The sequence below is a fragment of the Collimonas fungivorans Ter331 genome, from assembly GCF_000221045.1.
Classification (GTDB): Bacteria; Pseudomonadota; Gammaproteobacteria; order Burkholderiales; family Burkholderiaceae_D; genus Collimonas; species Collimonas fungivorans_A.
On sequence record NC_015856.1, the window covers coordinates 4,448,146 to 4,460,882 of the forward strand.

The 12,737-nt window shown below is 59.9% G+C and carries 13 protein-coding genes; 3 read left to right on the top strand and 10 right to left on the bottom strand.

Features of this window, described 5'->3' with window-relative positions; genetic code table 11:
- Positions 1–44: 44 nt before the first annotated feature.
- Together CFU_RS19695 and tcdA are read right to left on the bottom strand one after the other, a co-directional pair.
- Positions 45–749, bottom strand: a complete 705-nt coding sequence (locus CFU_RS19695) for an MgtC/SapB family protein (RefSeq protein WP_041742498.1) — start codon at positions 747–749, stop codon at positions 45–47.
- 296 nt (positions 750–1,045) lie between these two features.
- Positions 1,046–1,900, bottom strand: coding sequence for a tRNA cyclic N6-threonylcarbamoyladenosine(37) synthase TcdA (tcdA, locus tag CFU_RS19700; RefSeq protein WP_041742500.1), 855 nt, complete (start codon positions 1,898–1,900; stop codon positions 1,046–1,048).
- A 204-nt stretch (positions 1,901–2,104) separates the two neighbouring features.
- Between tcdA and CFU_RS19705 the strand changes: the two genes are divergently transcribed.
- From CFU_RS19705 to CFU_RS19715, 3 genes are all read left to right on the top strand, one after another.
- Positions 2,105–2,653 (top strand): hemerythrin domain-containing protein, encoded by a 549-nt coding sequence (locus CFU_RS19705; protein WP_014007753.1) that lies wholly within the window; start codon positions 2,105–2,107, stop codon positions 2,651–2,653.
- Entirely contained in the window at positions 2,650–3,303 is a 654-nt protein-coding gene (pdxH, locus tag CFU_RS19710; RefSeq protein WP_014007754.1) for a pyridoxamine 5'-phosphate oxidase, read from the top strand. Before CFU_RS19705 ends, pdxH begins: the two co-directional genes overlap by 4 nt.
- Before the next feature lie 71 nt (positions 3,304–3,374).
- Positions 3,375–4,589 (top strand): SAM-dependent methyltransferase, encoded by a 1,215-nt coding sequence (locus CFU_RS19715; RefSeq protein ID WP_014007755.1) that lies wholly within the window; start codon positions 3,375–3,377, stop codon positions 4,587–4,589.
- Positions 4,590–4,632: 43 nt separating this feature from the next.
- On the opposite strand, the gene msrA is transcribed toward CFU_RS19715, so the two are convergent.
- From msrA to pyk, 8 genes are all read right to left on the bottom strand, one after another.
- Entirely contained in the window at positions 4,633–5,166 is a 534-nt protein-coding gene (gene msrA / locus CFU_RS19720; protein WP_041742501.1) for a peptide-methionine (S)-S-oxide reductase MsrA, read from the bottom strand.
- Between the two features lie 168 nt (positions 5,167–5,334).
- A complete protein-coding gene (locus CFU_RS19725; RefSeq protein ID WP_014007757.1) occupies positions 5,335–6,051 on the bottom strand; it encodes an OmpW/AlkL family protein in 717 nt (238 codons plus the stop codon).
- Between the two features lie 266 nt (positions 6,052–6,317).
- On the bottom strand, positions 6,318–7,352 hold the full coding sequence (locus CFU_RS19730; RefSeq protein WP_014007758.1) for an L-threonylcarbamoyladenylate synthase: 1,035 nt from the start codon (positions 7,350–7,352) through the stop codon (positions 6,318–6,320).
- On the bottom strand, positions 7,353–8,540 hold the full coding sequence (locus CFU_RS19735) for a 5-(carboxyamino)imidazole ribonucleotide synthase (protein ID WP_238531349.1): 1,188 nt from the start codon (positions 8,538–8,540) through the stop codon (positions 7,353–7,355).
- A gap of 38 nt (positions 8,541–8,578) precedes the next feature.
- Positions 8,579–9,094: a 5-(carboxyamino)imidazole ribonucleotide mutase gene (gene purE / locus CFU_RS19740; protein WP_190275184.1), complete on the bottom strand. Its 516-nt coding sequence runs from the start codon at positions 9,092–9,094 to the stop codon at positions 8,579–8,581.
- Positions 9,094–9,990 carry a phosphoribosylaminoimidazolesuccinocarboxamide synthase gene (locus CFU_RS19745; protein ID WP_014007761.1) on the bottom strand — a complete coding sequence of 299 codons (897 nt, stop codon included), beginning with the start codon at positions 9,988–9,990 and terminating at the stop codon, positions 9,094–9,096. Before CFU_RS19745 ends, purE begins: the two co-directional genes overlap by 1 nt.
- 109 nt (positions 9,991–10,099) lie before the next feature.
- Positions 10,100–11,164, bottom strand: a complete 1,065-nt coding sequence (gene fba / locus CFU_RS19750) for a class II fructose-bisphosphate aldolase (RefSeq protein ID WP_014007762.1) — start codon at positions 11,162–11,164, stop codon at positions 10,100–10,102.
- A 115-nt stretch (positions 11,165–11,279) separates the two neighbouring features.
- Positions 11,280–12,713, bottom strand: a complete 1,434-nt coding sequence (gene pyk, locus CFU_RS19755) for a pyruvate kinase (RefSeq protein WP_041742504.1) — start codon at positions 12,711–12,713, stop codon at positions 11,280–11,282.
- Between the last annotated feature and the right edge of the window lie 24 nt (positions 12,714–12,737).

Below are 12,737 nucleotides of genomic sequence, written 5' to 3' on the forward strand. Positions count from 1 at the left end.
ATTTCTATTTATCCCTTTTTACCCACTGCTCCCGGGCCGGGCCGCTATGCATCAACGGAGTTCAGCACTGCCCAGCGGGCGGCGCTGACGCCCTTTTCCAGGCTGACCCGGCTCACTATCTGTTCCAGCTGCAGGTGATTGCTGGGTGAAGTGATCAGATCCGCCCGTACTTCCAGCTGGGTGCCGGAAGCCAGGTCTTCGCTGTGCAGCGACTGCACCACCAGGTGCGGCATGCCATTGAGCATATGCAGCATCAAGGTGCGTACCTGCACCTCGTCTTCCGGCCGGCATACTACAGAGAGGCGATACACCTGCTCGATTTCGGTCGCGCTATGCAGGTCTCGCTGGTTGATCATATTAGAGACGCCCCGCAACAGGACATTGGCCCCCAGGATCGCCGCGGCGCCAATGGCCGCTTCCAGCGCGTGGCCGAGCCCACACAACACGCCGACCGCTGCCGAACACCACAATGTCGCCGCGGTATTCAGCCCGCGCACATTGATCCCTTCACGCATGATGACGCCGGCGCCAAGGAAACCGATGCCGGACACTACATATGAAGCAATTCGGGTTGCGCCTTGCGGATCCGATTCAAATGCCGACACCATGACAAACAACGACGCGCCTATCGATACCAGCGCATTGGTCCGCAAACCGGCCATGCGCTGGCGCATCTGGCGCTCCGCCCCTATCAGCGAACCTAAGGTCAGGGCCAGCAATACCCGCAGGGTAAATATTTTCCAATCCATCTTCACTGCCTTTCTATGTGCGTCGCCATGGCGGATGGCGACATTCCATGGGTGCGCGCCGCTGCTTCATGCACTGAAGGTCAGCCGGCAACACAAACAAATGGGCGGGATAGGCGGCGATGCGGGATCGCCCGGGATGCTACAGCGCGTCAATTCACGCGCCGTAGCGTTGGACGACTAAAAGCGGGTGACTTGCATCGGGCTGCGCGCCCATCCACGGGTACTGGGACAACTGTCCAAAACCGGATCTCCTGTAAAGATAGTCCACCGGATTCTATGGAGGCGCCACGGGCAAGTCAAGCAGCGGCGGCTGCATCCGCCGCCAGCTTGCGCAGGACATGGCCGGCCGCAACCAGGCCGAAAGTGGCGGTGACCACCACTGCCGAGCCATAACCGGCGCAATTGAGGCCGGTAACGCCGGGCGCAGCGTCCGCATCGACAGCGCACACCTCTGCGCTGAGCGGCGCACTCAAGGGCTCGGTGGAAAACACCGCATCGATGCCGAAACGCACCTTGTCGCCGCGCGGGAAACGGTATTCGGAGCGCAAACGCTTGCGCACCTTGGCCAGCAACGGTTCCTGCTCGGTCTTGGCCAGATCGCGCACTTCGATGCAGGTCGCATCAACCTGGCCGCCGGCGCTGCCGATCGTGATCAGGCGAATCCCTTGGTCGCGGCAATAGGCGATCAAGGCCGCCTTGGCGCGCACATTGTCGATGGCGTCGATCACGTAGTCGTAGCGCTGCGTCCCTATCATTTCAGCCAAATTGTCTGCTGTAATGAAATCCTCCACCTCGGTGACATGGCAATAGGGGTTGATCTGGGCGATGCGCGCCGCCAGCGCGCTCACCTTGGCCTGGCCGAGCGTATCGGTCAGCGCATGGATCTGGCGGTTGATGTTGGATTCGGCCAGGTTATCCAGGTCGATCATGGTCAGGTTGCCGATCGCGCTGCGCGCCAGCGCCTCGATCGCCCAGGAACCGACGCCGCCGACGCCTATCACGCAGACATGCGCCTGCAGGAAGCGCGCCAGCGCGGCGGCGCCGTACAGGCGCGCGATGCCGCCGAAGCGGCGGTCGAAATCGATTTCGTCGAGGTCGACGGCAATGGGAGCAAAGGCGCCGGGAGCGCTTGGTACAACGGATGAGGACATGGCTGGAGACAAAAAAGATGCATGGGCAATCGCCAAAATATCCACGGACGGCCGGATATCGCTATTGGCGCTATTTTACCGGCTCCGCAAGACGGATTTATTTTGAAGTGCTTTAATATGAGTACATTGCCATTTATCGATGAGTTGCCAAATAAGCACCCAACCGCCCAAGGCGCCCCAGCTTAACCCACGAGACACAACATCATGCCAAACGCACTGATCAGCACGGCGCCGGATTTCAGCCAGCCGATAGCTGTCCTCAAGCACTGCCACGACAAGATCCGCCAGCAGCTCAGCACGCTGCAGAACCTGCTCGACCATGTGCCGCAGCACGGCAGCGACGCCCAGGCGCAACAAGCGGCCCATAACGTCATGCGTTATTTCAACCAGAGCGCGCCACATCATCACGCAGATGAAGAGCACGACCTGCTGCCGATGCTGCGCGCCACCGCGACAGGGGAAGATGCCGACCTGCTGCAAAAACTGACGCCGGAAATCCTCGCGGAACATCAGCAGATGGACCGCCTTTGGCTTTCCCTCAACCTGCAATTGACGCAGATCGCCGACGGCGCGCCTGTGCAGGCTGCACCGCTATTGTCGCCGCAAGACGTGCAGCAATTTTCCGCCATCTATTCCGCCCACATGGAAAAAGAAGAAACCTGGATCGCACCCATGGCAAAACGCATTTTCAATGACCAGCAGATGCAGCAGCTGGGAGCAGCAATGCAGCAACGCCGAGGTATTCCAGCATGAGTCAAAGCAAGGACCAATCTATCGCAGACCTGAGGATCGACTACAGCCAGGCCAGCCTGTCGGAAGCAGACAGCGCCGCCGATCCGATTACGCAATTCGGAACCTGGTTCGATGAAGCGATCCAGGCGGAAGTGCCGGAAGCGAATGCGATGAGCCTGGCGACTGTCGGCCGCAACGGCCGCCCCTCGTCGCGCATCGTGCTGATCAAGCAATTCGATGAACGCGGTTTCACCTGGTTCACCAATTTCGACAGCCGCAAGGGCCATGAGCTGCTGGAGCATCCCTACGGCGCGCTGCTGTTTCACTGGGTTGCGCTGGAACGCCAGGTGCGCATCGAAGGCAAGGTCGAACGCGTCTCGGAAAGCGAAAGCGACGCTTACTTCCACAGCCGGCCGCTGCGCAGCCGCCTCGGCGCGATCGCATCGGCACAAAGCCAGCCGATCGGCAGCCGCGACCTGCTCGAAGCAGAATATGCGAAGGCCGAAAAAGAGTTCGGCGATCACCCGCCGCGGCCGAATCATTGGGGCGGCTACAGACTTTTGCCGGATACGGTAGAATTTTGGCAAGGACGGCGGTCGCGTTTGCATGACCGGATTCTGTATACCCTGGACGCGGATGGCAACTGGCGGCGGCAACGCCTTCAACCCTAGTTCAGCGTTATCGGTCAAGGCCGGCCGCTTGAGTCCACTAGTACAAGTATTTAATCACCGGAGGAGAAATCGTGTTCTGGGAAAAGAAGCTTGAGAACTGGGTAAATGAAGTCCGCCACCGCGCCGCATTACCGTTGCGGCTGGAATTATGGAACGGCCAGAAGTTTGACTTTGGCAGCTATGCGACGCCTGACGTTACGGTACGCGTACCGCATGCCTCCGCCCTCACCTACCTGCTGACGCCATCCCTCGCCAATCTCGGCGAGGCGTATGTCGAAGGCAAGATCGAAGTCGAAGGAAAAATCAGGGAAATCATCGCCGTCGGCAATGCATTGGCGGCCAATACGCTGAAAGCGGACGGGAAATTCTCCCGCATCACCCGCACCTTCCGCCACAACAAGGAAAAGGACGCGGAAGCGATCCGCTACCACTACGACGTCTCCAACGATTTCTACAAGCTGTGGCTGGACCAGAACATGGTCTATTCCTGCGCCTATTTCGAGAACGGCGATGAAGACCTGGATACGGCGCAGCTGAAAAAAATCGATCACATCCTGACCAAGATCCAGGTCCAGCCGGGCCAGACCCTGCTCGACATCGGCTGCGGCTGGGGCGCCCTGGTATTGCGGGCGGCGCAGAAATTCGGCGCCAAATGCGTCGGCATCACGCTCTCGGAAAACCAGTATGCATTGGCCAAGGAAAGGGTAAAGCAGGCCGGCCTGGAAGACCGGGTAGAAATCCGCCTGCAAGACTACCGCGACATCACCGGCAGCTTCGACCGCATCACCAGCGTCGGCATGTTCGAGCATGTCGGCCTGAATAACCTGCCCATGTATTTCTCGCGCATCCGCAGCTTGCTGACGGACGACGGCATCGCCATGAACCACGGCATCACCACCACCGACATCGACAATGGCGAATCGCCCTACGGCGGCGGCGAATTCATCGACAAGTACGTATTCCCGCACGGCGAGCTGCCGCATATCGGCATGGTGCTGAAGACCATGCAGGAAGGCGGCCTGGAAGTATTCGATGTGGAAAACCTGCGGCGCCACTATGCCAAGACCTGCGGCATCTGGGCGGACAACCTGGAAGCACGCGCCGATGAAGTCAGGAAAACCGTGGATGACCGGCGCTTCCGCATCTGGCGCGTGTACCTGGCCGGCAGTTCCTACGGCTTCGAACGCGACTGGGTGTCGCTGTACCAGGTGGTGTGCCGCAAGGCCGGCCGCAGCGCGAGCACGCTGCCTTGGTCGCGCGACTATATTTACCAGGCCGCGCAATAATCAGCGCCTATCCACTGTTCCGCCTGGAACAGTGGATCATTGCTCAACTAGCGATAACCTTGTCGATAAAGATCTTGCGCAGCTTTGCCACTTTGGGCGCAACCACGAATGCGCAATAGCCTTGCAGAGGATGCTGGCGGAAATAATTCTGGTGGTAATCCTCGGCCTTGTAATAGGTCTCGGCAGGGCTTAACTCGGTGACGATGGGGGCATCCCAGACATTCGCCATTTCCGCCATCACTTTCTTGGCTTCGGTCTCCTGCTGCGGCGACTGGTAATAAATCGCGGAACGGTATTGCGTGCCGACGTCGTTGCCCTGCCGGTTCAGGGTGGTCGGGTCGTGGATCGTAAAGAAGATTTCCAATAACTCGCGGAAGCTGATCTGGTCGGTGTCGAATGTCACCGCGACTACTTCGGCATGGCCGGTCGTGCCTTCGCAGACCTGTTCATAGCTTGGGTTGGCTACCTGGCCGCCGGTATACCCCGATTCGACCTGCTGCACACCCTTTATTTCCTGGTAAACCGCCTCCAGGCACCAGAAGCATCCGCCCCCTAAAACTGCAACTTCCTTGGTCATGGCCGCTACTCCCTGGTTACTTTCCATTAACACTTTCACTTTAACGCAATCTGCCATCGCTTGTCGACGTAGATATACAGAATCTCATATGCGATCCGCGCAGGCAAAAAAATGCCCTGGCTATGCAGGGCATTTAATACAAACCTTATCCAGCGCTTGTCTGATGATTTAGAACTTGTAGCCGACAGTCAGCACCGAAACCAAAGGATTCAGAGTGATTTTGGTAGTGGCGTGGGTGGTTGTTCCATCGCTGTGATGGGTGCTCAGGTCAGCCTTGGTGTCCAGCGGGACATACGACAGGGAGAAGTTGGCGGACCAGTTCTTGTCGAAATTATAGGCAATACCGACGTTCGCGACTGGCACGAAAGAGCTGCTCAGGTCGGCGCTGGTTGAAGCACCGGCATCGCCGCCGGCAAGCAGTCCCGTCAGGCTGCTGGTCAGCTTGATATTCGAATACCAAACGTATGCAGCACCGGCGCCGACATAGGGACGGAACTGGCTGTTAGCGTCGCCGAAATAATATTTCGCCAGGATCGCAGGGCTCCATTGTGTTGCCGTACCGAGCTGGCCCAGGCCTTTGAGGGAACCCTCGCCGCTCAGCTTGAATTTCGGCGGGATGCCCAGATCCGCAGTGACAGCGATATTGTCGGTAAAGAAGTGGGTCATCTGCAGGATGGCGGTATCGGCGTTGGAAACATGCGCGCCGCTGTTTGGCACTGTGATGGTCCCGAGCTTCAGCGGCTCGCTGGACTGGTTCAGTCCGATGTGCGCCCAGCCGAGATTGACGACATTATCGCCAGCCTGCTGCGCCATGGCGGGAGCCGCGCATGCTGCCAGTACGGACAGCGCAGCCAGTTTCGGCAATACGTTGAATGGTTTTTTCATATGTCTTCTCCAAGTTACACTTCATTTTTAGTAGCGGGATTTTTGCCTGCAGCGAATACAGTACAAACCCATTTTTTTGGCGTTTTTCGGCTCTGGCCTAACCAGACAACGCTCTCTTATTCGACTGCATTTACCAGAATCGGCGTATCCGTGATTTCCGGATATCTTTGCTTTTGCCCTCGAAAAGAACGCGCGTGCTATTCTTTTTTTTACACTATGCCAGCTTTAGAATCATTTGACTATAGTTGTAGCTTTTTTACCTCAAATTATTTTTTGAAACCCGCCAGGACGGCAGAGGAATCGTGCGCGGCACGGCGTAAACGGTCGTTGACACCCTGCCAGGCCAGGCCGGACGGCGGTGCTTCAACCACTATCAGGTCGGCCGCTGCATGATCCATATTGCGCAGCGCCGCATAAAGATCGTGGGCATAGGCCTGGGCCTCGGCGGTCATCGGAAATTGTGCCGCCAAGGGTGGCATGCCAGCAGCTGGCGCAGAATAACTGATCAGCGCCAGGTTCTGCCCGGCCTGGTGCATTTGCTGCAGGATACCGGCCAGCTGCGCCGAAGGCACCAGCAGCACCGGGGTGCGCGGCGCATAGTGCGACTCCAGCGTGCCTGAAGCGCGCGGAGCGGCGGCGTCGGCGGCTTGCACCGCGACACCCAGCACTGCGCCGATTTGTGCGGCGCTGATATGGCCGGGCCGCAGCAGCACCGGTCCATGCGCAGCGATGCGGGATAAATCGATGATGGTCGACTCGATGCCGACTTCGCTCTGGCCGCCGTCCAGGATGCAGGCGATCGGACTGTCGCCTTCGGTATCGAATTCGTCGCGCACGTGCTGCGCCGTGGTCGGACTGACATGGCCGAACTTGTTGGCCGAAGGACCGGCGATGCCGCCCTTGCCACCCTTGAACTCGCGCAGCAAGGCCTGCGCCACCGGATGCGACGGGCAACGCAAGCCGACCGAGCTTTGACCGCCCGACACCTGGTCCGGGATATGGGCGGCGCGCGGCAAGATCAGCGTCAGCGGTCCCGGCCAGAAAGCAGCAATCAGCGCTTGCGCCTGCGGCGGCACCGACTCTACCCAGTAAGCGATGTCCGCTTCCGGCGCGACATGGACGATCACCGGATGGTTGGACGGGCGTCCTTTGGCGGCGTAGATGCTGGCCACCGCCGCCGCGTTCTCGGCATCGGCGCCCAGTCCGTACACCGTTTCGGTAGGAAATGCGACCAGCGCGCCGGCTTCCAGCTTGCGCGCTGCCAGCCGGATTGCCTGCAGATCGATGACCGGCGATTCCATTTATGGAGCGATGCCGAGGATAGCGCAAGCCTGCGCCAGTTGTTGCTGTGCTTCCGCCATGGTCGCGGCGATAAAGGTGATATGCCCCATCTTGCGCGCGCGGCGCGGCTGCGCCTTGCCGTACAAATGCAAATGCGCCGCCGGCAAGGCCAGGATCTTGTCCCATGCCGGTTCGCGCGCTTGCTGGCTGTCATCCCCCTCGAACCAGACGTCACCCAGGATATTCAGCATCACCGCCGGCGAATGCTGGCGAGTGTCGCCCAGAGGCATGCGCGCCATGGCGCGGACTTGCTGCGCGAACTGGCTGGTGACGCAGGCATCCATGGTGTAGTGGCCGCTGTTGTGCGGACGCGGCGCCATTTCGTTGACCACCAGCGAACCGTCCTGCAAGACAAAAAACTCGATGCACAGCACGCCGACATAATTCAGCTGGCCGATGATGGCCAGCGCCGCACGCTGGGCGCGCTCGGCGGTTTCACCGCAGACGTTCGGGCCGGGCACCGTGGTGGTAAACAGGATGCCGTCGCGATGCACGTTTTCGGCAATCGGATATACCGCGGCCTTGCCGTCGACGCCGCGCACCACCAGCACAGAAACCTCATAGGCCAGCGGCAGCATCTTTTCCAGCACGCAGGCAACGCCGTTCATGCCGGCAAACGCCTGGCGCACTTCGTCCAGGCTGCGCACCCGCGCCTGTCCCTTGCCGTCGTAACCGAGCCGCACCGTTTTCAGGATGCCGGGCAACAAGTCGACCGGGATAGCCTCGATATCCGCTGCCGATTCAATCAGGTGATGCGGCGCCGGCAGTACCGTGGAGGTTTTGGCGCATTCGGTAAAGAAGCGCTTTTCCACCATGCGGTCTTGGGCTACCGAGACCGAGGCGGCGGCAGGCGCGACAAAACTGCTGCGCGCCAGGATCGCCAGGCTATCGGCGGCGACGTTTTCAAACTCGGTGGTCACCGCCGCGCACAAGCTGGCCATCTCGGTCAAGGCGACTTCATCGCTGTAGTCGGCCAGGAAATGACGATCGGCGACATGGCCGGTCGGGCAATCCTGCTCCGGTTCCAGCACCGCCACCTTGTAACCCATGGCTTGCGCTTCGTGGGTAAACATGCGGCCCAGCTGGCCGCCGCCCATCACGCCCAGCCAGGTGGCCGGGGTGGTAGTGGGCGGGGTGGCGTGGACCATTGGTTCTGTCGAATCTTGCGCTTTTTCTTCCATACCACTCATACCGGAGGCAACTTCATATCAAGGGCAATTTGCGTCTGTTTGGCGCGGAACGCCAGCAGTTTGGCGGCCAGCGCATTGTCGGTAGTGGCCAGCATGGCGATCGCCGACAAAGCGGCGTTGGCCGCGCCGGCTTCGCCGATGGCGTAAGTCGCAACCGGAATGCCCTTCGGCATCTGCACGATGGACAGCAAGGAATCCTCGCCGCGCAGGTATTTGGACGGCACCGGCACGCCCAGCACCGGCACGATGGTCTTGGCGGCAATCATGCCTGGCAGGTGGGCAGCGCCGCCGGCGCCGGCGATGATGGCGCACAAGCCGCGCTCGCGTGCAGATTCGGCATAGGCGAACATCTGGTCCGGCATGCGGTGCGCCGAGATCACTTGCGCCTCATGCGCGACGCCGAACTCGGTCAGGATGGCGACGGCATGCTGCATCACCTCCCAATCCGAGGACGATCCCATGACGATGCCGATGATCGGCTTGCCGGCAGGCTGGCTATCCTTGCTCATCATCAATCCTTCAGTGTTTCGCCGGTCAGGCTGAACAGCGCTTCGCGATATTTGGCGCCGGTTTTTTCGATGACTTCCTGCGGCAAGGTCGGCGCCGGCGCGGTCTTGTTCCAGCTGGTGACGGTTTCCAGGTAGTCGCGCACGAACTGCTTGTCGAACGACGGCGGCGAAATGCCGACCTGGTAGCTGGACGCCGGCCAGAAACGCGACGAATCGGCGGTCAGCACTTCATCCATCAGGTGCAAGACGCCGTCCTGGTCGAGGCCGAATTCGAATTTGGTGTCGGCGATGATGATGCCGCGCGTAGCTGCATAGTCGGCTGCGGTCTTGTACAGTTCGATACTGATGCTGCGGATCTTTTCCGCCAGTTCCTTGCCGATGCGCGCTTCCATGTCGGCAAAACTGATGTTCTCGTCATGCTCGCCCATTTCGGCCTTGGCCGCCGGCGTGAAAATCGGCTCAGCCAGCTTGGCTGCCTGCTGCAAACCCGCCGGCAGGCTGATGCCGCAGATGGCGCCGGTTGCCTGGTAATCTTTCCAGCCCGAACCGATGATATAACCACGCACTACCGCCTCGACCATGATCGGCTGCAAGCGTTTCGCCACCACCGCACGGCCCCGCACCTGCTCGACCTCGTCGCCCGCCACCACCGATTCCGGCGTTATCCCGGTCAGATGGTTGGGGACAATCGCCGCCAGCTTGTCGAACCAGAAGTCGGACATGCGGTTCAAGACCTTGCCCTTGCCGGGTATCGGCTGGTTCATGATGACGTCGAAAGCCGACAGCCGGTCCGAGGTCACGATCAGGATCTTGTCCTCGCCGACTGCATAGTTTTCGCGCACCTTGCCGCGACCCAGCAACGGCAGGGAAGTAATGGTGGATTGGTAGAGGCTAGTCATGGTTATTCCATAAGTCAGAAAACCAGCCGCCGGACGGCTAAAGCGCCATCCCGCAAGCTGGTAAGTTATTGCGCCCGGCAGTACCGGACGCGATTACAACATCTATCTGTTACTGGACGATCTGCGCCAGTTCGCCCTTCTTGTATTTCTCTGCAATCTTTTCCAGCGAAACCGGCTTGATCTTGGCGGCCTGGCCTTCGCAGCCGAACGCCAGGAAACGGGCTTTCACCACAGCCTTGGCGGCTTCGCGCGCCGGCTTGAGGTAATCGCGCGGATCGAACTTGCTTGGATTCTCGATCAGATAACGGCGGATCGCGCCGGTCATCGCCAGCCGGATGTCGGTATCGATATTGATCTTGCGCACGCCGTGGCGTATCCCTTCCTGGATTTCTTCCACCGGCACGCCGTAGGTTTCTTTCATGTCGCCGCCGAATTCGCGGATTTCCGCCAGCAGTTCCTGCGGCACCGAGGAGGAGCCGTGCATCACCAGGTGGGTGTTAGGAATGCGGGTATGGATTTCCTTGATGCGCTCGATCGCCAGGATGTCGCCGGTCGGCTTGCGCGAGAACTTGTAAGCGCCGTGCGAAGTGCCGATCGCAATCGCCAGCGCATCGCACTGGGTCTGCTTGACGAAGTCGGCTGCCTGCGAGACGTCGGTCAGCAGCTGCTCGCGGGTCATCTTGCCGTCGGCGCCGTGGCCGTCTTCCTTGTCGCCCATCATGGTTTCCAGAGAACCGAGCACGCCCAGTTCCGCTTCCACGGTGACGCCGATCGCGTGCGAGAACTCGACCACCTTGCGCGATACTTCGACGTTGTATTCGTAGCTGGCGACCGATTTGCCGTCTTCCATCAGCGAGCCGTCCATCATCACCGAAGTGAAGCCGGACTTGATCGCCGCCATGCAGACCGCTGGCGACTGCCCGTGGTCCTGGTGCATCACCACGGGAATGTGCGGGAAAGCTTCGACCGCCGCTTCGATCAGGTGGCGCAAGAACGCCTCGCCGGCATATTTGCGGGCGCCGGCCGAAGCCTGCATGATGACCGGCGCGCCGGCTTCATCGGCGGCCTGCATGATGGCAGTGACTTGTTCCAGGTTGTTGACGTTGAAAGCAGGCAGGCCATAGCTGTTTTCAGCTGCGTGGTCCAGCAATTGACGCATGGATACTAGAGGCATGATGTACTCCGATAATAAAAACCTGTAATGGAACAGCGTTCAGGCCGCGCGCCATGCACAATGCCACAATGCATTACGCACTGCGGCGCAGCGTGCCGATTCTGCTCCAACGAATTCAATACTCGCCAATCTTCATGATCTTCAGCGCATTGGTGCCGCCGATCTGTCCCATCGGCTCGCCCCATGTGACAACCACCAGGTCGCCAAGTTGCACTACGCCATTAGCCAGCAGCAAATTCTGCGCAGCCTTCAACACCTCTTCGCGGTCGATCGACTTGGCCAGCTCGAAGGTTTGCACATTGCGGTACAAGGCAGCCTTGCGCTGGGTGGCGATGCTCGGGGTGATGGCGCAGATGGGGATATCGATATTGTGCCGGCTCATCCACAGCGGCGTCGAGCCGGATTCGGTCAGCGCCGCAATCGCCTTGACCCGCAGGTGATGGGCGGTAAACAGGGCGCCGTAGGCGATCGACTGGTCGACGCGGGTGAACTGGACATTCAGGAAATCGGCGTCGAGCTTGCAGTCTTCCGATTTTTCGGCTTCCAGGCAGATCGCCGACATCGCTTCCACCGTCTCTACCGGATATTTGCCGGAGGCAGTTTCGGCGGAAGTCATCACGGCGTCGGTGCCATCCAGCACGGCGTTGGCGACGTCGGACACTTCGGCCCGGGTCGGCACCGCATTGACGATCATCGATTCCATCATCTGGGTCGCGGTGATGGTCAGCTTGTTGGAAATGCGCGCCATCTTGATCATGCGCTTCTGCAGCGCCGGCACGGCGGCGTTGCCGACTTCCACCGCCAGGTCGCCGCGCGCCACCATGATGCCGTCGGAGGCATCGAGAATTTCCTGCAATACCGGGATCGCTTCGGCGCGTTCGATCTTGGCGATCATCATCGGCTTGTGGTCGTAGGCTTCGCCGGCCACATTGGCCAGCTGGCGCGCCATTTCCATGTCGGTGGCGTTCTTCGGAAACGACACGGCCACATAATCGGCCTGGAAACTCATGGCGGTCTTGATGTCTTCCATGTCCTTGGCGGTCAGCGCCGGCGCCGTCAAACCGCCGCCCTGGCGGTTGATGCCCTTGTTATTGGACAGTTCGCCGCCGATCTTGACGATGGTGTGGATCTCATTGCCGAGGATTCTTTCAACGACCAACACGATCAAGCCATCGTTGAGCAACAATACGTCAGCCGGTTTCAGGTCACGCGGCAACGCCTTGTAATCGAGGCCGACGCGTTCCTGGTTGCCCATGCCGCAATCGGCGTCGAGAATGAATTTTTCGCCATTCTTCAACTCGATCTTGCCTTGCTCGAACTTGCCGACCCGGATCTTCGGCCCCTGCAGGTCGGCCATGATGGCCACCTGCTTGCCGCAGGCTGCCGCTATTTCCCGCACCAGCTTGGCGCGGTCGATATGGTCCTGCGCCTTGCCATGCGAAAAATTCAGGCGCACCACATCGACCCCGGCGACGAACATCCGCGCCAGTGTGTCAGCATCGCTCGATGCAGGTCCGATAGTGGCGACGATCTTGGTAGCTCTTTGCATGGACAACCTTTCAGTACTTCATGA